Genomic DNA, 19,561 nt, shown 5'->3' with positions numbered 1-19,561 from the left:
GCCTTTGACCACGATTCCTAAAATTAACCTGACGCGCATGCGATGGCTATCGGGAGTGAAACTATGAATCCGGCTTCTCGCTTTTTCCCATAACTGCAAATGTAAAAACGGAATAAACATTAAACACCGGACCTGGAACATATCTCACTCCGCCATTTTCAGCACCAGCTCCCACTCCTCCGGTTTTACGGTTTGCACAGATAGTCTTCCGAGCCGCACCAGGTCCATATCTTTTAATTGTGGTATTTCCTTGATCGCTGCAAGCGGCACGGTCTTCTTTAATTTTTTATAGGGCGCCACTTCCACGGCTACCCAGCGTTCATCCGTTGTGGTAGGATCCTGGAAGGCCTCCTTTACTATTTTTGCAATGCCAACAATCTCTACGCCTTCATTACTATGATAAAAAAAAGCGAGGTCTCCTTTTTTCATCGCCCGCAAATTTAAACGGGCGGCATAGTTGCGAACCCCGTCCCAAACTGTTTTTTTATCCTTTACCAACTGATCATAACTGTATTTGAAAGGTTCTGATTTTATAAGCCAGTAAGCCATAAGAAATATAAGATTTTAAATATTGATTTTAGAATGATGCGTTGTTCCTGTTTGTAATCAGTAATTTTATGATCTATAAAAATAAATAACAATTACGAATCCGCAACAACAAATAAGCATCTGGGAACAGGAGGCCTTTTACGCGCCCCAGGATATGATCATTATCGGCGCGGGATTTACAGGCATGTGGACGGGGATCTATCTGAAACAGAAATTCCCCTCAAAAAAGATCCTTATTGTTGAGCGGGGTGTTACACCGGCCGGAGCATCGGCCCGCAACGCTGGTTTTGCCTGCTTTGGCAGCCCCACAGAAATATTATCAGATATCGCAATGATGGGAAAAGAGCAGGCGCTGCAGCTTTTAAGTATGCGGTTCGAAGGCTTACGCACCATCCAGAAGGTCTTTGCAAATGGCGCTGTTGACTTTACTATCTGCAAAGGATATGAATTGCTGGATAACGGGCAGGGGCTTGATCAGCTGCCCATGCTCAACGCATGGCTCCAGGAGCTTACCGGCAGCCCGGTAACTTTTTACCAGCAGGACGAGCAGCTCCCTGCCTTTGGTTTTGCCAACATGGCCCACCTGGTCGAAAATCGCTTTGAAGGCAGCCTGCACCCGGGAAAACTACTAAATGCGCTGCACCAGCTTTGTGTAAAAATGGGGATCCGTTTTTTATTTTCGACGGAAGTGCGCAACATTGAAGAACATCCTTCCTGTGTAAAGCTCGTCACAACAAATGGCCCACACCTGGTTACCGGCCGGCTGGTGCACTGTACCAATGCTTTCAGTAACCGGCTGCTGCCCAAAATGGACCTGGTGCCGGCAAGAGGACAGGTATTGCTTACCGAACCCATTAAGGGCTTAAAGTTCCGGGGTACCTTTCATTACCAGGAGGGCTATTATTATTTCCGCAACCTGGACGACCGTATTTTGCTGGGCGGTGCGCGCAATACATCGTTCCAGACCGAATATACCCTTGACCCGTTTACCACGCTACCGGTACAACAGGCCCTGGAAACATTCCTTTCTACCGTGATACTGCCGGGGCAACACCCTGTTATCACGCACCGCTGGGCGGGGATCATGGCTATGGGAAAAGAAAAAATGCCCGTAATAAAACAACTTTCAGACCGTTCTTTCTGCGCCCTGCGCATGAGCGGTATGGGCGTAGCCCTGGCGCCGACCGTTGGAAGAAAAACAGCCGAAATGATGCAATAGCAGTTATATTTGTTTCATGTTTGAAGTTTGACAGTTTGAGGTTGGACCCGTGTTGCACCGCTCACAGCTTACAGGCTTTTTTTGAGTTTGAGGCTTTACGTCAGGTTCCGTTTTATTACCGGGTCAACTTCTATTGACCATTAACATAACTTAGATCCTGTCTTATGCTTCATGAACGTTCTTTGGATTTGCAGTTATGGGAAAAAGTGAGAAGCCGGATTCCTATGCTCAAATTTTCATACTTCCACATTCCTTAAAAAATGAAATTCGGACAAGTAAACAATCCAGGATCCATTGACTTTACGCTGCCAAAGGATCATCCTGATACCGCCGGTATCCTGCAGGCAGCAAAGCAACAGCAGGATTTTGAGGTCTATACAGGCTGCGCAAAATGGAACCGCACCGACCTGAAAGGATTTTATCCCCGCGGCACAAAAGATGAGCTACAGTACTATGCCACGCAATTCAACGCCATAGAGCTGAATGCGACCTTTTACAAAATGCCCGACTGGAAACAGGTGGAATCCTGGAAGAATAAAACCCCTGCGGGGTTCAAGTTCTTTCCCAAGCTTACCAATACCATCAGTCATTATAAGCGGCTGATCGACGTTAAGAACGATGTGAGCCTGTTCTGCGATGCCATCAGTAATTTCGAAAGCCGGATGGGCATGGCATTCCTGCAGCTGCACGACAATTTTAAACCGGAACACCTGGACCGTCTTTCAAAAATGCTGGAACAGTTTCCGCAGGGGATCCCGCTAGGCGTTGAAGTACGCAACGAGGAATGGTTCTCCAATAAAAAGGTCAATGACGCCTATGCGCACCTGCTTCAAAAACGGGGCATGGCCAACATCATCGTAGATACGGCCGGCCGCCGGGACATGCTTCACATGCGGCTCACTGCGCCGGTGGCCTTTGTCCGGTACGTGGGGGCCAATCATCCCTCAGACAAAGACCGGCTGAACGACTGGGTCAGCCGGATCAAAAAATGGCGGAGCGAAGGGTTACAGCAACTCTACTTTTTTGTGCATCAGAATGTAGAACTGGAATCGCCGCTGCTGGCCACCCATTTTATCCGTTCCATGAACAAAACATTTGGCCTTTCCTTAAAGATACCGGATAAAGCGGACGAACAGGGTTCATTATTTTAATTTTATCCGGCATCCCTGCCACTGAAGCCATTTGCTGATGGGAGCATCAAAATCTATGTCGCTGTGCCTCTGTGCAATCAAAATAACGCGGCAGGAATACTTCTGTTAATATGCCACTGAAGCACTGAAAGACTGAAGCCATTTACTGAAGAGCGTATCAAAATCTGTGTCGCTGTGCCTCAGTGGCAATCATCAAATTGAAAAACCGATGTCTTCATTTTCATCCAAGGCCAGCTGCAGCAATTTATTTTCCGGATGGCAACCACCTATGTTGCCAGTTCCGGCCGTTCCCCATCGCCGGCAATATAAATGGTATCCTCAACCCATTGCACGTTTACCAGGTCACCCCGCAACAAGGTCCGGTCTTCGTTTTTGTCATTCACAAACCAGTAATGGTCGTTCCCGTTCCTGCAGCTCAGCTGTGTATAGTCGCCATCATCATTATACCCTGTAAATGTACAGGCCAGTACATGTGGCTTTGTACTGTTGCTATCGCTTTTGCCCGCCGGGGTTCCTGCGGGGATGGTGTCCGCAACTGCGTCAGGAGATGGCAAAGCTTTGCCACCTGTTGTTGCTGCACAGGATAGGAGCCCCGGCAATATCCATATAACCGGCCAATAATAGTTCATCCTTTTTATTTTGCTTCAAGCAGCAGTTCACTATGCGCCCAGCCTTTGCAATGCGCCCGGAGATATGTTTTTAAAGCCTCCTTTTCATTCAACCGTTCCACTCCATTGCTGTTCGTGATCACAATGGAGTCGATATTGCCGGCTAACCGGTCCAGGGCCGCATCGCTCCAGTTCCCCATACCAAAATAAAATTTCCTGCTGGTGGTATCCTGTTGAGGCGTCCGTACCACGATCTTTCCCGGATCACCGGCGGACCTTCCCCCGGTCATTTCCCTGTTGCCGTACAGTACGATGGAACTGTTGTTTTCACCGGTGGCCTGCACCATCATTACCTGTGCATGATCACATCCGGGCAGTACTCCTGTCCCTGTAAGGAAAACAGTTACAGCAAGCAACTGGTTGATGGTTCTCTTTTTCATTCTGGATCTATTTTTATAGCAGGTTATACCGGCAGCCGCCGCGCTACCCTTAATACCGGAATGCGTTACAGGTAACCTTTTCCCCTTCAAATAGCCAAAAGAAAAGAGGCTGCGTCCAGCGCCTTCCTGATCATACAGGGTGCACAGGACACAGCCTCCTTATCCTTACAGGGGCAAAAAGATCTATTGCGGCTGCAATGCTTCTATATCTTTAATGGCCGTGGTCAGCTCTTCATCCGTAAAGGAATGGTTTACCAGTTTACCGTCGAAATAATCCTGGTAAGCCGCCATATCCACAAAACCATGTCCGCATAAATTAAACAGGATGGTTTTGCTTACCCCTTCTTCTTTTGCTCTGTTCACCTCCCGGATCACTTGTGCAATGCCATGATTGGCTTCAGGAGCGGGAACGATCCCCTCTGCTTTTGCAAACAATACACCTGCTTCAAAGCATTCCAGCTGCTGGATGGCACTGGCCTCAATCAGCCCGTCCTTTAACAGCTGGCTGCACAATACGCTGGCTCCGTGATAGCGCAGGCCGCCCGCATGTATGGCTGCCGGTGTAAAAGTATGGCCCAGCGTGTACATGGGCAATAATGGCGTATAGCCCTGTGTATCCCCAAAGTCGTACATGAACTTTCCCTTGGTGAGCTTGGGACAGGAAGCTGGTTCTACCGCTATGCAGCGCACTTCCTTACCCGCTATCTTATCTTTTATAAAGGGGAACGACAGGCCTGCAAAGTTAGAACCGCCTCCCAGCGGTGCGATGATCACATCCGGGTAGTCGCCGGTGTATTCGAGTTGCTTTTTTGCTTCCTGCCCGATGATGGTCTGGTGCAGCAATACGTGGTTCAATACCGACCCCAGGGAGTACTTGGTATCTTCATCCCCTGCCGCAATCTCAATGGCCTCGGATATGGCCAGCCCCAGGCTTCCGGGCGTGTCCGGGTTGGCTTCCAGTGCATTTCTTCCCGCCTGCGTATTGGTACTCGGTGAGGCGTATACTTTAGCCCCGAAGGTATTCATCAATATTTTCCGGTACGGCTTCTGGTTAAAGCTGATGCGTACCATATACACTTCACAGTCGATACCGAAATGGGCACAGGCAAAGCTCAATGCCGTTCCCCACTGCCCCGCCCCGGTTTCTGTAATAATGCGCTTTACACCGGCCTTTTTATTATAATAAGCCTGTGGAATAGCTGTATTGGGCTTATGCGATCCGCTGGGGCTGGTGCCTTCATACTTATAATAGATCTTGCAGTTGGTTCCCAACGCTTTTTCCAGCTCCGTTGCACGGATCAGGGGTGTGGGCCGCCAGATACGGTATGCATCGCGTACCTCTTCCGGAATATCGATATACCGCTCAGCAGATACTTCCTGCTGGATCAGATCCATGGGAAACAACGGCGCCAGGTCTTCCCCGCTGATGGGTTGTTTGGTTCCCGGATGCAGCGGCGGCAATGGCTTGTTCGGCATATCTGCTACTATATTATACCATTGGGTAGGTATGTCTTTTTCATTCAAAAGAATTTTCTTTTCCATCAATCGTATTTATTTTTTGGTTGAATTATGAAGAACTAATATAAGTCAGTTCACGTATATAAACAATTTATGGCATGAAATATCAGGATTTTATAAAGCGCTGACGGTATCCGGGAATGATCTGTCCGGCTCCGGCCTGTTTTGATCCTTTATGAGATATAATTTGCAACCATTGATCTTCAAACCATATATCAGGCCTCATGGCGCTCTAAGCTATTTATCCCGGTTACATTAAGACCGATCTGTATCAGCCAATATAAACGGAAAATCCGGTTTCGGGAAACAGGATAGGGCAAACGCATCTAAATTGGGTAAAAAGAGCACACCAGGAGCATTTTCAGGCACAGTAAGTGCCGCGTGTTTATAGCAAGGTATTGAAGAGAAAAGCCGGCTCCTGTAGGAGCCGCGTAAAATTTCGGGCCCAACAAACACGCGGCTCCTACGGGAGCCGGGTTGATAAAACAGCAGCGTACTATAAACACGCTGCTCCTCCGGAGCTGAACAATGCTGAAATTAGATGCGTTTGCCCTGGGAAACAGGATTACAGATCGATGAACTCAATGGCAACAGTCTTTGGGCCTCCCCAGCGATCAAACTGCTGTGGAGATGTTGTACCAATAACCACTAATTTGGAATGTATAATAAAGATCCGAACCGGAACCAATTTAGGATAATAGGTTTTTACATGACTTTTGCCGGACACCGTAAATACCTCGATGGTCTTATTGGCGGTTCCTCCTAAAATTTGATTATTTTCTTTATCAAACGTAAAGCAGGTAAATGCGTAACCATCACCAGCCGGTTTACCGTTATAGGATACCGCATCGTCAAAAATATACCCTCCGGAAGTGGTGATCATCTGCTTCCCGTCGGGAAAGACTTCAAAGATATATGAATTGAAGTCCAGCTCTGGTTCCAGGGCCTTTTTACCCTGCAGAAATGTTCCGTTGGCGCCATCCAGGGAAATAGGGGTAACTGCAGGTGTGGAAGATCTTGACGGGATACCGAAAAACTTAATATTGCTTCCGGCAACCGGTTTTATCATCCATCCCGACCCAATCATGTTATAGTCCCGCCTGAGTTTTTGATCCCTTGAATAGGATACCATTGGTAGAAAATCACGGGATACATACAAAATATTATTATGAAACTGGATACTCCTTAACGCTTCTCCGTCATTGATCTCATCAATCTTATCAAATGTTTTGGCATTATAAATAAGAACGCGTCCCTTATAAGTTGGTATATATAGCTCTTCGGTACCGTTATAGGTCCCTAAACAAGGAACCCCTATCGATTCATTAAGATCAATACGCTTTGAAAAATCTTTTGCCAGGATATTTTTACGGAATCAGCATCCCTAACTACCTGCACCAGCTTGAGATTAAGACCGGGATATTCTTTTTCCTGCCTATTACTCTGCAAAGTATCCCCATTCTTCAGGAATCCGACAATCCTGTAGCGCACAAAAGGACTGATGGGCACTGTTTTATCAGTAAATGCTGTCAGACCGTTGGAGTCAATCCGGGCAATAGACACTTCCCCGTCATCTGTCCAGGATTGCCTTAATACGGAATAATAACTGAATTGATCATTTGATAATCTTGACCAACTTAATTTAATGGAATCTTTGTCGGATAGCAATGTATCCAATACAATTTTATCGGCGTAACTAATCCCCTCCTCTTTGACTTCTGGGGCAGGATCCTGCTTATTGCAAGCGGCGATCAGCAGTAACGTATATAATAAAAAAATAATTTTCTCATAAGATCATTGGTCAGAAAAAAACAACGAGTATGATCACAGCCGGGCATTATTCCTTTTGGCTGCCGCAAACCCTCAACAAGCGCGCTATTTTACCAGCCGCTGGCCAGCACGTCTGCCAGGTGCAGGGTCTTTATGGAATATTTTTTATTATCGATATAGCCCTGCAAATGCATCAGGCAGGACAGGTCGGTACTGATCAGGTATTCTGCGCCGGTAGCGATGGCGTTTTCAACCTTCTGCTCTCCCATATTGATGGAGATAGAGGGAAATTTTACCGCAAAAGTCCCCCCGAAACCACAGCAGGTTTCTACGTCTTTCAGTTCGTTCAATATAAGGCCACGCACATGAGAAAGCAGGGTACGGGGTTCCGTTTTGATCCTGCACTCCCTCAGCCCGGCGCAACTGTCATGATAGGTCGCATTTCCCTTTAAAGTAGCCCCTGTGTCGGTCACCTTCAGTACATGGACCAGGAACTCCGAGAACTCAAAGATCCGCGCCCCCAGCGCTTTTACATCGTTGTGCACTGATGAATTATCAAATAAGGCCGGGTAGTAGTTTCGCACAAACCCCACACAGCTGGCACTGGGCGCTACGATATAATCGCTTCCTTTAAAATCATTCAGGAATTTGGTACAAACCGCCTTTGCCTCATCCCGGAATCCGGCATTAAAAGCCGGCTGCCCGCAACAGGTCTGGTTGCTGTTGTAGCTGACTTTACACCCGAACTTCTCCAGCACTTTTACCATGTTAAAGCCGGTCTCCGGGTAAAGCTGATCTACAAAACAAGGTATAAAAATCTGTACGTTCATTTTTATTGCGGTTGAACTTTCTGATACTCGGCAATGGTAAGATGCTCCCCGCTGACGGGCTCCATGATCCTTATATCAAAGTTCTGGGGATTTACGGTAAAAAAATAATAGGTTTCAAAGCGCAGATCGCCGTTGTAGCCTGCCCTAAAGTTAACTTCTTTATCAGAAACGGTGTCAATCAAAAATGCGATCCCCTGTTTGTGATGACTGAACGAATCAATATACCGGTTGCTTGCTGCCACAAACGGTACGTTCCGCAAACTGTCCAGCACCTCGGCTTCTGTGGCGTGCTCCCGTACAGGGGCTATGAGCAGGGTATCAGCAACAGGAATATTGTTACCAGCGATGGTATCGGAGGTTACCCGCTTGTCCATCCTGGGTTCATGACAGGAAATAACCAGCAAACAAATCAGCAGACCATGTAAAGATAAATATCCTGTTTTCATCAGGAATGGATCATTTTCAGTGCCGTAATAGCAGCTTCTTCACCTTTATGTCCATGTTTGCCGCCAATACGTTCCTGTGCCTGTTCCTCATTATTCACTGTTAGCACGCCAAAAATGGTAGGCACCGGAAGCATCAGGTTCAGCTGTAATATTCCCTGGGTTACGGAGTTGCACACATAGTCAAAATGCGGAGTATCCCCCCTGATCACACAGCCCAGCGCAATAAAAGCATCCGGCGCCTCCGCCGTATCCCTGTTCCGCTCCCAATGCCGCTTTATGGCAAAGGGCAGCTCCACGGCGCCGGGCACCACGATGGTCCGGTACCGGATCTTATACTGATCAAAAACGGTTTTACAGCCGGCTTCCAGGGCATCTACCACGGCCGCATTCCATTCGGTCTTAACTAAAACAACACAGGCATTCTCTTTCAGAATGCCCGCGTCAATATGATATAAAGAACTGTTTCCTTGTGTTGCCATTTTTTAATTTATGTTATAAACACCTAACTGGGCCAGGTACTTATCCGCATCGAAGCCCTGCTGGGTCTGCGGGTATTTTTCCTTAAGCTCCTTATAAAGGCCTACCGCTTCTTCTTTTTTATTCAGCACATGCTGTGCCAGGTAGGCGGCGCTGAATAAGGCTTCTGCAGAGGCTGTTTGATCGGTTTCAAATTCTTTTGCCGCCTTTTTATAATTATCCAGCGCTTCGGCACCTTTTCCCATATCCCCGTAAGCATCACCCAACAGCTTGTAAGCCCGCTGCTGGATCTGCCTGGATCCTGTTTTAAAATCCTTGAGATAGGTTACAGCCTTATCATTCTGATTCAGTTTTACATAACAAACACCGGCATAAAAATTAGCCATGTTACCGGTAGGTGTACCGCTGTATTTTTTGGAAAGAGCAATAAAGCCCGGGTTTACGCCATCACCATTCAGCGCAAGATTAAAAGAGTCCTTTTTAAAATATTCCTCTGCTTTAAAACTCTTATCCAACGCTTCTTCGATCTTCGGTTTTTGAACAAAAGACTTATACAGCATGTATCCGCCGCCCAAAACTACGATCAGCGCCAGAACAGCCGTAGCTTTTTTTCCATGCTTCAGCCAGAATACCCGTAAACTATCAACAGCATTTGATTCAACAACATGCTCGTTAACAGTATCATTATTTCGCTTATCTGTCATTTTATTATATATTATTTAGTTAGTTTTAATCTACAATGAAGGGGTAGTTCTGGTCTACATATACATCCTTCAAAACCTCGTCATCAGCGGGGAACGGGCTTTCTTCTGCAAAGTTTACGGAGGCAGCCACTACTTCATCACAGCGGGTATCGATCTCTTTCACCTGCCCTTCTGTTACCAGCTTACTGTCCAGTATATTTTTCCGCAGCAGGTTAATGGGATCTTTTGATTTATATTCGTCCACCTCATCCTTTGTCCGGTATTTCTGGGGGTCACTGATCGAGTGCCCTTTATAACGGTAGGTTTTGATCTCCAGCAATGTAGGACCGCCCTTTTCACGTGCTCTTTTTACCGCTTTCGATACAGCATCGTGCACGGTTTCGGGGTTCATGCCATCCACAACTTCAGAAGGCATTTCATAGGCAGCGCCTAGTTTATAAATATCGTGGATATTGGAAGTACGCTCCACCGAGGTACCCATTGCGTAATTATTATTCTCGCAAATATAAATTACAGGCAGCTTCCATAACATCGCCAGGTTGAACGACTCATGAAGGATGCCCTGGCGCGCGGCACCGTCTCCGAAGAAACAAAGCACCACGTTATCTGTTCCCTTGTAATTTTCTGCAAATGCCAGCCCCGTACCGGTTCCGATCTGCGCACCCACGATGCCATGTCCCCCGTAAAAATGCTGTTCCTTTCCAAAGAAGTGCATACTGCCTCCCTTGCCTTTGGCGCAACCGGTGGCCTTGCCATAGAGCTCGGCCATACAGCTATCCACAGAAACCCCTTTGGCAATCGCCAACCCGTGATCGCGATATGCCGTGATAAAAATATCTTCTGGCTTTGTAGCGGTCATGCATCCGGCGGCAATTGCCTCCTGCCCTACATAGGCATGGAAAAAACCACGGATCTTTCCCTCCATTTTATATTTCTCCTCAGCTGTAAGCTCAAACGTGCGGATCAGCTGCATCAATTCATACCAGTACAGGTAAGTTTCTTTTGAAAATTTTGTTGCCACGGCTAAAAATTTGAGTAGCAAATGTACGGGAAAATTTCTGATTTATACCCCCTTAGAATCCCCCGGAATATCATTTTCTTTGCTTTTTTTAACCGGCAATTGCGGGAATTTTACCACAGAGGCGCTGAAACTCCGGACATTTGCCGCCGGGACGTATAAACACTGATTTTTTGATTCCTGTTTTCCGGCATCTATAAAAACGGATGATCAGGAATCCAGGTTGGAGGTGTTTCTTCCAACAAAACCCCCTTACGGTTCGGCCCCCTCATTCATTGTAATCCAAAAATCCAAAGTTTTCTGTGTGTCGGCGCTTCAGTGGCAAACACAAGAAACACTGAATGGATTTCCTGCAGCAGGGCCCGGATTGAAGAGCACAGCGCCTTAACCCGGTATCCCGGACAACCAGAAGGATGTCAGGTTCATCATATTTTAACGGATGCTTTTCAATAAAGAATTTACGAATACTGCCTATCTTCCGCTGGCGAAGATGGCTTGTAGCGCCGGAAGTTTAAGGTCCACCGGCACCCTCCCCACGGGACCAGCGGGTGCTATCAGGCTTTGAAAAATGTGATGCACAGTGCCTCTACGGCCCATAATTAAACGGACAATTAGTAATTTAGCCGAAATGTCGTTCCAGCTCAACTCCATAGCGCTCCTGCAGTTTAAAAACTATACCAACCGGAGCTTCCTGTTTCCCAAAAAGGTAGTGGCCATCTGTGGAAAAAACGGTGTGGGAAAGACCAATATACTGGATGCCATCCATTACCTCTGTTTTACGAAAAGTTATTTCAGCAATTCTGATGCGGTGAACGTGCAGCAGGGGGCCAGGGGATTCCGTATCGACGGAAGCTTTGAACAAAACGGGCATACGGAAAGCGCCGCCTGCATCCTGCGGGAAACCGGCAAGAAAGAGTTCTCGGTAAACGGAGAGCCCTATGATAAGTTCTCAAAACATATCGGGCGGTATCCCTGCGTCATCATCGCACCGGATGATGCGGTGCTCATTACCGGGGGCAGTGAAGAGCGCCGGGGATTCATCGATGCGCTGATCTCGCAGCTCGACCCCGAGTACCTGAAGCAACTGATCCTGTATAACAAAGTGCTGCAGCAGCGCAACAGTTTCCTGAAAGCGGCTGCCGAACAGGGCCGCATGGATGAATCGCTGCTGGCCGTTCTGGATGAGCAGCTGATCCCGGCCGGGAACTTCATCTTCAATAAACGGCGCACTACACTGGTATCCTTCCTTCCCCGGGTAAAACGGATGTATACGGAAATTGCCCAGCGGGAAGAATCCCTTTCCCTGTTTTATGAAAGCCGCCTCCTGGAAGCCGGTTTTGAAGAATTGCTCCTGGCAGCCCGGCAGAAAGACCTGGCGCTGCAACGCACTACCCTGGGCATCCACCGCGATGATATCAGCCTGCAGCTCGGCAACCAGCCATTCCGGAACATTGCTTCCCAGGGGCAACGGAAAAGCCTGCTCTTTGCATTAAAACTCACCGAACTTGAAGTACTGGCCGCCGAAAAAAAATTCACTCCCATCCTGCTGCTGGATGATGTTTTTGAAAAACTGGACGAAGACCGCATCAGCAGCCTGCTGAGCCAGGTCTGCATTGAAAAAGATGGCCAGGTTTTTATTACCGACACCAATAAGGAGCGGATCATACAGCATATGCAGGCCATTGGCGCAGATATACACCTCGTGGAACTTTAGCGGGCTGCAGGATCATTTCCTCTGCTTATTTTTTATAACTTCAACGGCCATATGCAACTTGTCATGTAATACGGTACACAGGGATATTCCCCGGTGTGAAAAAAATGAACATTTTTACATGAATGTTTCATAGTAACTTTAGAATGATGATCTGTTTTCCATTAACCCCATTATTGATATGAACCAACCTGTACCGGTACGTTTCCTGGCCCTTGACGTTTTTCGCGGGCTTACGATCTGTTTTATGATCATTGTTAATACCGGTGGCCCCAATGCCTTTCCGGAGTTGCTCCATGCCGAGTGGAATGGCTTTACCCTTACGGATCTTGTTTTTCCTTCCTTCCTGTTTGCGGTAGGGAATGCCATCAGTTTTTCAACATCAAAATGGGACCAGCAATCCACGGGAAGCGTCGTTGCAAAAATAGTAAAACGCACCGTCCTGCTGTTTTTGATCGGCTACCTGATGTACTGGCTGCCCTTTGTAAAGGTAGACGCCCAAAACCATATACAATCCTTTCCCATTGCCGAAACCAGGATCTTTGGCGTACTGCAGCGCATTGCGCTGTGTTACGGGATCGGCGCCCTGATCATTTACTTTTGCCCGCGCAAAACGATCCTCTTTACCTGTGCCGGTCTGCTGCTGGGCTACTGGCTGCTGGCCACTGTATTTGGCGACTATACATTAAATGGTGCTGCGGCAACCAAACTCGATATCCTTACACTTACCCCGCCGCACCTTTACAAAAAGGGGCCTGAAAATGCCTTTGACCCGGAAGGACTGCTGAGCACCCTGCCGGCGATTGTTAACGTGCTCATCGGCTACCTTGCCGGCACCCACATAAAAAAGAACCCCAAAAGCTACCAAATGCTGGCACTGCTGGCTATTGCCGGGTTTCTGCTGTTATCACTGGGCTACCTATGGAACCTTAGCTTCCCCATTAATAAAAAGCTCTGGACCAGCAGCTTTGTATGCCTCACCACCGGTCTTGATTGTCTTATTATTGCAACCATACTTTATGTTGTTGACTTTAAAGGCAAACGGGCGGGCGTAACCTTTTTTGAAGTATTCGGAAAGAACGCACTGTTCATCTATTTGCTTAGTGAAGTTGTGCCGATATTACTCTCCAGCTTTTATACGGCAGACCGGCGGCCGTTCTTTAAATACCTTTACGACACTACGTTCGGTCAATTGGGAACGGGCCATATCCCCTCCCTGCTCTGGTCCTTAAGTTTCATGCTGTTTTGCTGGCTGGCGGGGTACGTCCTTTATAAACGGAAAATATTTATACGGCTTTAAAACAGGCCGATTCCGGACGTATATTGCGGTAACAATTTAAACGCGAAGAGCGCGAAGGACACAAAGCATTCCAGATACTACCGGCTGCCTGCTGCAGGCCCCTTACGGTAAATAGTTGAACAAAGGATCAATGTACCTTCATTGGTTCCTTATTTTAAAAAACTACCTTTGTAAAAACAGATGAACCGTGGCACAATATTCTTTAGGTGAGGCATTGAATGAATTTTTGAACAAAAGCCGGATCAAAGGCGATATACAGGCCCTGCGCATTGACGGGGTATGGGAAGAGATCATGGGCAAAACCGTAGCGCGGTATACCGATAAACTGCAGATCATCGGTGACAGGCTGATCATTTCCACAACGGTTGCGCCGCTTAAAAATGAGCTGATCTACCAACGGGAAAAGATCATACAACGGGTAAATGAGGCCCTTGGACAGAAAGTCATCAAAGAAGTGATTGTAAAGTAGCTGGTTTCATGCTCCATCTGCCTGCCGGGTTTTCATACTTTCAAGCATAACGTTTGAGGTTGGAGCCGTTTTTATACTCCATGGGCTGTTCACCGTTTCTTATTTGAGGTTTGAAGTACTGAATGCAAAAGGCTGATCCATTGCCTATTGACCATTTCCACGCTCCCACATTCCCACATTTTAATCATTACAGATCCGGCGTTACCGGCGTTTTCCAGCCCTGGAAAGCCCCTACCTCATACTCAATAACCCCGGTCTTTGCATTATAGGATGATTTTGACAACAGCGGAAGCGGCATTGGTATTTTAGATTGCTCAGGATGATGTGTGCGGTTATGGAAGGTCTGTACCTTAAGCGGATGAAGCGGCTTCCCGTTCAGCCGTATATTCCCGATGCTCAAACGTATTACCGGCAGTTCTTTATAATAGGTTACCCGGCCGCCGATAGCAGGTTTCTGTGCTGCAAAATTGATCACGGTTCCGTATTGCTCCAGGAAGATCCCTTCCCAATTGCCAAACCGTAATTCCCTGCCGGGAAAGGCCAGGGATCCGATAATAAACCGTTCATGCCGGTCGAGGTTCTCCACCTCCATGGTTACCCAGCTGTGTTCATATTCTCCCCACGAAAAAATAATATCCTTTGATGAAAACGAATCCGGGACCGGCTTGCCGGGTACATAGCCCGACTTGTACAACGTAAGCCGGTAACGCCCTTTATCCCATTTAACCTTATTACGCACACTGATAAAATCGCCTTCTGCATCGCTGCTTGCATAGTAGCCATCGGTCTTCAGCGCCTCCCGGTTCCGCTCCATCCACCTGGAAAAGATACCGCCCCGGCCAATCCCTCTACTGTCGCCGCCCCTTATCGGTTTGCCGTCCGAAGCGGTCTGTATCCCGCCATAATACTGCATCCTGTTCAGCGTGCCGTTAAAGGGCGCTATATAAAAACGATAGTCGTCCGGTACAGGCGTTTTTATAGTTACATCAACTGAAAAACGTTCAAATAAAACAGCGGGCGTATCCAGTGTAATGGTCGTGTTAATAAAATGCAGGGGAGCCAGTATAATACTATCCGGGTAGCTGTAATCCGAGGCCATTTTCTTTTTCAGCTCCTGGTGTATATCCGAGTTTTCATATTTTTTCCTGAGCGCCGCCTTCGATGTATCTTCCTGGGCAGCTGTGATCCCATAAAACAGCAGCATTGCCGGCAGCAGTAATCCGTATCTTTTCATTTTCATTATTAACCAGTAAAAAAATCAATGTTCCAAACCGGGGGTCACATCCTTACCCTCGGGTCAAATACTCCGTACAAAATATCCGCAACAATATTCATCATCACGAAGAATGCAGCTGAAACCAGCACCGATCCCATCACTACCGGGTAGTCCAGCTTCTCCAGCGCATCTACCGTTACTTTCCCGATCCCCTGCCAGCCAAAAATATATTCTACAAAAAAAGCACCGGCCAGCAGTTCCGCAAACCATCCTGTAACAGCAGTGATGACGGGATTCAACGCATTTTTTAACCCGTGTTTCCAGATCACGGTCCGCCTGCGCAACCCTTTGGCATAAGCCGTACGGATATAATCCTGGTCCAGTACATCCAGCATCGCACTTCTTGTAAGCTGGGTGATAATTGCCAGCGGGCGGATGCCCAGCGTCAGGGCCGGGAGGATCATATTCTTTAACGAGAAGATCCGCTTCCCTGTTTCCGGGTCAATATCAAACCAGTTCCCGGTAATATGCAGCCCGGTATATTTTGTAAGTACAAATCCAAAAACATAGGCAATGATGATCCCCATAAAAAACGATGGCGCAGAAATACCTACAATGCTCGAAAAGATCGCCCCCGTATCTACCCATGAGTTCTGCCGCACAGCGGCAACCACCCCCAGCGGAATACCTGCAACCACGGCCAGTGCCATTGCTGCCAGCGCCAGCATGATGGTTCCGGGGAGCGCTTCCACCAGGATCCCGGCCACCTCCCGCTTGGTCTGGTAAGAGCGGCGCAGGTAGGGCAGCTTGAATGCCAGTTTCTTTTCTCCGCCGATAAAAAAACCTTTTAGTTTTTTTGACCGGATCTCCTCCCTGCTGTGCAGCGCAACCGGTGATACATCGTTTATATAAAGCAGGAACTGCTTCCATTTTGGCTGGTCCAGGTACAGCTCTTTACGGATATTTTCCTGGGTCTTCCGGTCGCCCGTTTGCCCCATAACCAGGCGCGAAGGGTCGCCAAAGCCCTGAAACAGGAAGAATACCAGCATTACCACACCGGCCATTACCAGTATACTGTACCCGATCTTCTTTATGATGTATTGGAACAAGTTCAGACAGATTTCAGATTTGAGACTTCAGATTTCAGGTTTCAGATTTGAGGTGCCCGCAGCAGGTACCCTGTACCCAGCCAGCCTCAAACCCCGAATGGCAAACATGCTGCCTTGCATACCTACCGCTGCGGCAATGCCTGTACTACTTTTAACGCGTCTTCAAAATTCTTATAACTCCATTTCCCGGCCACTGTGCCTTTTTTTAACAGGTACAGCGTAGGGTTCGTTCGGGCAGCCATACGGATCATTACCCGGTCGCCGGCCAGCACTTCCAGGTCCTTAAAGGGGGTGCCTGCAAGGGCCTGCTGAACGGGCAGCGCTGTACTGCTGATGATGTACACCGGCATGTGCGCTGCAAGCGCGGCCCTGTAAACGGGATCAAATCCTCCCTTCCAGTTATCAACCGGGTTCGACAGATCTTCATGAAACAGCAGCAGGATCGTACCGGCATCCAGGATGCCCTGTGTAACGTTGTTGCCCGCGGCATTCGTAAAATCAAAGCCCCTGATCTCCGGAATATTATTCGAGCCGGCCCTGATCAGTTTATCATACCGGTTTATAAATTTATAGGTACTGTCGTTGAAGTCTGCCGGGAACTGCTCTGCGTTAAACTCCACTTTTTTTCCCTCCTTCTCATATACAAAAACGATCTCCGTACTGTCCGGAACTGCATTGGCCGGTATCTTCAGCTTACCGGGGATAAAGCTGCCTTTTTGAAAAGGCAAACAATCCAGTACCGGGAGGTATTTGAGGGTATACCACTGGGATCCGAAGGAAAACAAGGCAGCAATGACCATCAAAACACCGGTTGTATTGCCTGCAAAAAGAGGCCGGATGTATCGCTGGTTAATGAACAGGAACAGGATCAGCACCAGGAGCACCAGGTCCTTGATAAAGGAGGTTTTAGAAGTAATAGGGATACAATCGCCAAAACAACCGCAATTGGTAAATTTGCCTGACAGGTATGCATAGCCGGTCAGGAAAGTGAAGAACAGGATCAGCAAAAGCAGCAGCCAGCTCACCAGTTTTCTTTTGTACCCCAGCAGCAATGCCACGCCTGCGATGATCTCAAAAGCGATCATCAATACGGATAAGGTCAAAGTAATGCCGTTGAGCGCGCTCATTTTCCAAAGCTCAAAAAACTCCTGCATTTTATAGCTGAGCCCGATGGGATCATTGGCCTTGATGAGCCCCGAAAAAATGAACAGGACCCCTACAATAACCCGGACAACAGCAATCAGTATTTTCATTCCGTTACCTGTTTGTTACTGTCCTGCTCCCCCTGTAATATCAGTGCAAAGACAGCATAATTAATAATATCGTTATAATTGGCATCAACGCCTTCGCTGATCAGCGTTTGGTGATCATTGTCCAGTATCTGGCGGATGCGTAGCAATTTCATCAGGATCAGGTCTACAAAACTTTCCTGGCTCATATTCCTCCAGGCCTCACCATAATCATGATTTTTATCCTGCATCAGGCTCCGGGCGGTATGAACGTACCGGTCATAATATTCACGGACTGTTGTTTCCGGCAGCTCGTTGGGGGCATCGCCAGGCAACCCCAGCTGTATCAGCCCGATAACCCCGTAATTGATGATCCCTTTAAATTCACCCGCGATATCATCGGCTACTTTTTGTTGCTTCAGATCCTGTATCGTACGGATCCGCCGGGCTTTAATATAGATCTGGTCTACTATCGAGATGGTCCGGAGCACCCGCCAGGCAGTGCCATAATCCTTGTTCTTTTTCAAAAACACATCTTTACATCCAAGAATAACTGCATCGTATTGTTCATTTGTCTTATTCATAACTCGCCCTTCAAACTTTAAATATTAAACCTGTAACAACAGCTTATCTTTACGCCCAAAAATAACAAACTAATCGGGATGTTCACGCTTAATTGCCGGGGAAAGTTGCTTTCCCTTGAAAAGCCCGTTGTAATGGGCATCTTAAATATCACGGAGGATTCCTTTTATGCCGCCAGCCGGCACCGGGCCGATGATGCGCTGCTCCGTACAGCAGAAGCGATGCTGACGGCGGGCGCTTCCATCCTGGATATTGGCGGGCAAAGTACCCGGCCGGGCAGCCATCTCCTGCCGGCCGAACAGGAGGCCGCCGTTGTGGTACCGGCCATTGCAGCCCTGTACAAAAGGTTTCCGGAAACCATCATATCTGTAGATACCTTTTACAGCGCTGTTGTTAAAGATGCCGTTCAGGCTGGCGCTTCAATGGTGAACGATATCAGCGCAGGAGCCTTTGATGAAGCGTTGTTTCCCCTGGTAGCAGCGCTGAAAACCCCCTATGTGCTCATGCATATGCAGGGACAACCGGGCACGATGCAGCAACACCCGCATTATTCGGATGTGACCCTGGAAGTGCTGGATTTTTTTATTGAAAAAAAGGCGGCTTTAAAAAAAGCCGGTGTGCAGGATATCATCATTGACCCGGGGTTCGGGTTCGGGAAAACGAACGGGCACAACTTCACCCTTTTGAAAGACCTGGAGCAGTTTATGGTCCTGGATTGTCCGCTGCTCCTGGGCGTAAGCCGCAAAGGAACGATCTACAAAACCCTGGGCACAACGGCCGATGGAGCGTTAAACGGCACCACCGTGCTTCACACCATCGGGCTCCTGAACGGGGCCAATATCCTGCGGGCACATGATGTAAAGGAAGCAATGGAGGCCATCCTGCTTGTAGAGCGCTACCGGCAATAATGATTACCGGTGCATTTTTAATGCATCAGGTCCTGCTGCAATTGACAATTCCCATTCCCGCCGGCGATCCTTGTCCGGCCCATGTTCCGTCATCATCAGCATTATTTCGTTGCGCCATTTGTTTGCCGATATCCCCGTTGATCCGCTTTACGGCTTCCTGCCTTTATACCATCATTTTCAAATTGATCCATTGGTTCCAGCACCAGTACAAAAGCGCTATCGGCCAGGGGCGTTTGCGGAGCCGTGATCCGGCTGCCCATTTTAGGGGCACAGGCCACGGGCAATCACAGCAAGCCGGCCACTACAT

At 47.9% G+C, this 19,561-nt stretch carries 22 protein-coding genes; 6 read left to right on the top strand and 16 right to left on the bottom strand.

Annotation, left to right across the window (positions count from 1 at the left end; all coding sequences use genetic code 11):
* Window positions 1-144 precede the first annotated feature (144 nt).
* Window positions 145-549 carry an EVE domain-containing protein gene (locus tag BLS44_RS20955; RefSeq protein ID WP_090392186.1) on the bottom strand — a complete coding sequence of 135 codons (405 nt, stop codon included), beginning with the start codon at window positions 547-549 and terminating at the stop codon, window positions 145-147.
* A gap of 154 nt (window positions 550-703) precedes the next feature.
* Here BLS44_RS20955 and BLS44_RS20950 point away from each other — a divergent pair, with 154 nt between their 5' ends.
* Both BLS44_RS20950 and BLS44_RS20945 read left to right on the top strand, forming a co-directional pair.
* Window positions 704-1,768: an NAD(P)/FAD-dependent oxidoreductase gene (locus tag BLS44_RS20950; protein WP_090392185.1), complete on the top strand. Its 1,065-nt coding sequence runs from the start codon at window positions 704-706 to the stop codon at window positions 1,766-1,768.
* Between the two features lie 260 nt (window positions 1,769-2,028).
* Window positions 2,029-2,919, top strand: a complete 891-nt coding sequence (locus BLS44_RS20945) for a DUF72 domain-containing protein (protein ID WP_090392184.1) — start codon at window positions 2,029-2,031, stop codon at window positions 2,917-2,919.
* 266 nt (window positions 2,920-3,185) lie between these two features.
* Here the strand turns inward: BLS44_RS20945 and BLS44_RS20940 are convergent, their stop codons facing one another.
* The 10 genes from BLS44_RS20940 to pdhA all read right to left on the bottom strand — a co-directional run bounded on the left by BLS44_RS20940 (window position 3,186) and on the right by pdhA (window position 10,733).
* Window positions 3,186-3,548: a hypothetical protein gene (locus BLS44_RS20940; RefSeq protein WP_090392183.1), complete on the bottom strand. Its 363-nt coding sequence runs from the start codon at window positions 3,546-3,548 to the stop codon at window positions 3,186-3,188.
* 5 nt (window positions 3,549-3,553) lie between these two features.
* Window positions 3,554-3,967: a hypothetical protein gene (locus BLS44_RS20935; protein ID WP_143019872.1), complete on the bottom strand. Its 414-nt coding sequence runs from the start codon at window positions 3,965-3,967 to the stop codon at window positions 3,554-3,556.
* 183 nt (window positions 3,968-4,150) lie between these two features.
* Window positions 4,151-5,509 (bottom strand): TrpB-like pyridoxal phosphate-dependent enzyme, encoded by a 1,359-nt coding sequence (locus BLS44_RS20930; protein ID WP_090392181.1) that lies wholly within the window; start codon window positions 5,507-5,509, stop codon window positions 4,151-4,153.
* Window positions 5,510-6,050: 541 nt separating this feature from the next.
* Window positions 6,051-6,572, bottom strand: a complete 522-nt coding sequence (locus BLS44_RS20925; protein ID WP_143019871.1) for a hypothetical protein — start codon at window positions 6,570-6,572, stop codon at window positions 6,051-6,053.
* Window positions 6,573-6,799: 227 nt separating this feature from the next.
* Window positions 6,800-7,162 carry a hypothetical protein gene (locus BLS44_RS20920; RefSeq protein ID WP_090392179.1) on the bottom strand — a complete coding sequence of 121 codons (363 nt, stop codon included), beginning with the start codon at window positions 7,160-7,162 and terminating at the stop codon, window positions 6,800-6,802.
* Between the two features lie 203 nt (window positions 7,163-7,365).
* The gene (locus tag BLS44_RS20915; RefSeq protein WP_090392178.1) at window positions 7,366-8,085 is read right to left on the bottom strand and encodes a (Fe-S)-binding protein; all 720 of its coding nucleotides are present in this window, start codon (window positions 8,083-8,085) and stop codon (window positions 7,366-7,368) included.
* Between the two features lie 2 nt (window positions 8,086-8,087).
* Entirely contained in the window at window positions 8,088-8,531 is a 444-nt protein-coding gene (locus BLS44_RS20910; RefSeq protein ID WP_090392177.1) for a hypothetical protein, read from the bottom strand.
* On the bottom strand, window positions 8,531-9,010 hold the full coding sequence (ribH, locus tag BLS44_RS20905) for a 6,7-dimethyl-8-ribityllumazine synthase (RefSeq protein ID WP_090392176.1): 480 nt from the start codon (window positions 9,008-9,010) through the stop codon (window positions 8,531-8,533). The genes BLS44_RS20910 and ribH overlap by 1 nt, the downstream gene beginning before the upstream one ends.
* A 3-nt stretch (window positions 9,011-9,013) precedes the next feature.
* Entirely contained in the window at window positions 9,014-9,712 is a 699-nt protein-coding gene (locus BLS44_RS20900) for a tetratricopeptide repeat protein (protein WP_090392175.1), read from the bottom strand.
* A 25-nt stretch (window positions 9,713-9,737) separates the two neighbouring features.
* Complete coding sequence (pdhA, locus tag BLS44_RS20895) at window positions 9,738-10,733, bottom strand: pyruvate dehydrogenase (acetyl-transferring) E1 component subunit alpha (RefSeq protein ID WP_090392174.1); 996 nt, start codon at window positions 10,731-10,733, stop codon at window positions 9,738-9,740.
* A 625-nt stretch (window positions 10,734-11,358) separates the two neighbouring features.
* Between pdhA and recF the strand changes: the two genes are divergently transcribed.
* The 3 genes from recF to BLS44_RS20880 all read left to right on the top strand — a co-directional run bounded on the left by recF (window position 11,359) and on the right by BLS44_RS20880 (window position 14,210).
* Entirely contained in the window at window positions 11,359-12,444 is a 1,086-nt protein-coding gene (recF, locus tag BLS44_RS20890; protein ID WP_090392173.1) for a DNA replication/repair protein RecF, read from the top strand.
* Window positions 12,445-12,622: 178 nt separating this feature from the next.
* Window positions 12,623-13,741: an acyltransferase family protein gene (locus BLS44_RS20885; protein ID WP_090392172.1), complete on the top strand. Its 1,119-nt coding sequence runs from the start codon at window positions 12,623-12,625 to the stop codon at window positions 13,739-13,741.
* Between the two features lie 187 nt (window positions 13,742-13,928).
* A complete protein-coding gene (locus BLS44_RS20880; protein WP_090392171.1) occupies window positions 13,929-14,210 on the top strand; it encodes a DciA family protein in 282 nt (93 codons plus the stop codon).
* A gap of 187 nt (window positions 14,211-14,397) precedes the next feature.
* On the opposite strand, the gene BLS44_RS20875 is transcribed toward BLS44_RS20880, so the two are convergent.
* The 4 genes from BLS44_RS20875 to BLS44_RS20860 all read right to left on the bottom strand — a co-directional run bounded on the left by BLS44_RS20875 (window position 14,398) and on the right by BLS44_RS20860 (window position 18,348).
* A complete protein-coding gene (locus BLS44_RS20875; protein WP_090392201.1) occupies window positions 14,398-15,444 on the bottom strand; it encodes a hypothetical protein in 1,047 nt (348 codons plus the stop codon).
* 44 nt (window positions 15,445-15,488) lie between these two features.
* Window positions 15,489-16,535 carry an ABC transporter permease gene (locus BLS44_RS20870; RefSeq protein WP_090392170.1) on the bottom strand — a complete coding sequence of 349 codons (1,047 nt, stop codon included), beginning with the start codon at window positions 16,533-16,535 and terminating at the stop codon, window positions 15,489-15,491.
* A gap of 122 nt (window positions 16,536-16,657) precedes the next feature.
* A complete protein-coding gene (locus BLS44_RS20865; RefSeq protein WP_090392169.1) occupies window positions 16,658-17,788 on the bottom strand; it encodes a BT_3928 family protein in 1,131 nt (376 codons plus the stop codon).
* Entirely contained in the window at window positions 17,785-18,348 is a 564-nt protein-coding gene (locus BLS44_RS20860; protein WP_090392168.1) for a DUF1599 domain-containing protein, read from the bottom strand. Before BLS44_RS20860 ends, BLS44_RS20865 begins: the two co-directional genes overlap by 4 nt.
* 132 nt (window positions 18,349-18,480) lie before the next feature.
* Between BLS44_RS20860 and folP the strand changes: the two genes are divergently transcribed.
* A complete protein-coding gene (gene folP, locus BLS44_RS20855) occupies window positions 18,481-19,254 on the top strand; it encodes a dihydropteroate synthase (RefSeq protein WP_245729328.1) in 774 nt (257 codons plus the stop codon).
* Window positions 19,255-19,355: 101 nt separating this feature from the next.
* Here the strand turns inward: folP and BLS44_RS26685 are convergent, their stop codons facing one another.
* Window positions 19,356-19,514 carry a hypothetical protein gene (locus BLS44_RS26685; RefSeq protein ID WP_176954502.1) on the bottom strand — a complete coding sequence of 53 codons (159 nt, stop codon included), beginning with the start codon at window positions 19,512-19,514 and terminating at the stop codon, window positions 19,356-19,358.
* Between the last annotated feature and the right edge of the window lie 47 nt (window positions 19,515-19,561).

The sequence above is a fragment of the Niabella drilacis genome (assembly GCF_900101395.1).
GTDB classification, from domain to species: Bacteria; Bacteroidota; Bacteroidia; order Chitinophagales; family Chitinophagaceae; genus Niabella; species Niabella drilacis.
The sequence above is the reverse complement of the archived record's forward strand: the minus strand, read 5'-3'. Positions and strand labels throughout refer to the sequence as shown.

Excerpts from the sequence above, each read along its gene's own strand:
- BLS44_RS20955 (WP_090392186.1), bottom strand. The coding sequence starts at position 549 with ATGGCTTACTGGCTTATAAAATCAGAACCTTTCAAATACAGTTATGAT.
- BLS44_RS20950 (WP_090392185.1), top strand. The coding sequence starts at position 704 with ATGATCATTATCGGCGCGGGATTTACAGGCATGTGGACGGGGATCTAT.
- BLS44_RS20945 (WP_090392184.1), top strand. The coding sequence starts at position 2,029 with ATGAAATTCGGACAAGTAAACAATCCAGGATCCATTGACTTTACGCTG.
- BLS44_RS20940 (WP_090392183.1), bottom strand. The coding sequence starts at position 3,548 with ATGAACTATTATTGGCCGGTTATATGGATATTGCCGGGGCTCCTATCC.
- BLS44_RS20935 (WP_143019872.1), bottom strand. The coding sequence starts at position 3,967 with ATGAAAAAGAGAACCATCAACCAGTTGCTTGCTGTAACTGTTTTCCTT.
- BLS44_RS20930 (WP_090392181.1), bottom strand. The coding sequence starts at position 5,509 with ATGGAAAAGAAAATTCTTTTGAATGAAAAAGACATACCTACCCAATGG.
- BLS44_RS20925 (WP_143019871.1), bottom strand. The coding sequence starts at position 6,572 with ATGATTGGGTCGGGATGGATGATAAAACCGGTTGCCGGAAGCAATATT.
- BLS44_RS20915 (WP_090392178.1), bottom strand. The coding sequence starts at position 8,085 with ATGAACGTACAGATTTTTATACCTTGTTTTGTAGATCAGCTTTACCCG.
- BLS44_RS20910 (WP_090392177.1), bottom strand. The coding sequence starts at position 8,531 with ATGAAAACAGGATATTTATCTTTACATGGTCTGCTGATTTGTTTGCTG.
- ribH (WP_090392176.1), bottom strand. The coding sequence starts at position 9,010 with ATGGCAACACAAGGAAACAGTTCTTTATATCATATTGACGCGGGCATT.
- BLS44_RS20900 (WP_090392175.1), bottom strand. The coding sequence starts at position 9,712 with ATGACAGATAAGCGAAATAATGATACTGTTAACGAGCATGTTGTTGAA.
- recF (WP_090392173.1), top strand. The coding sequence starts at position 11,359 with ATGTCGTTCCAGCTCAACTCCATAGCGCTCCTGCAGTTTAAAAACTAT.
- BLS44_RS20885 (WP_090392172.1), top strand. The coding sequence starts at position 12,623 with ATGAACCAACCTGTACCGGTACGTTTCCTGGCCCTTGACGTTTTTCGC.
- BLS44_RS20875 (WP_090392201.1), bottom strand. The coding sequence starts at position 15,444 with ATGAAAAGATACGGATTACTGCTGCCGGCAATGCTGCTGTTTTATGGG.
- BLS44_RS20865 (WP_090392169.1), bottom strand. The coding sequence starts at position 17,788 with ATGAAAATACTGATTGCTGTTGTCCGGGTTATTGTAGGGGTCCTGTTC.
- BLS44_RS20860 (WP_090392168.1), bottom strand. The coding sequence starts at position 18,348 with ATGAATAAGACAAATGAACAATACGATGCAGTTATTCTTGGATGTAAA.
- folP (WP_245729328.1), top strand. The coding sequence starts at position 18,481 with ATGGGCATCTTAAATATCACGGAGGATTCCTTTTATGCCGCCAGCCGG.
- BLS44_RS26685 (WP_176954502.1), bottom strand. The coding sequence starts at position 19,514 with ATGGGCAGCCGGATCACGGCTCCGCAAACGCCCCTGGCCGATAGCGCT.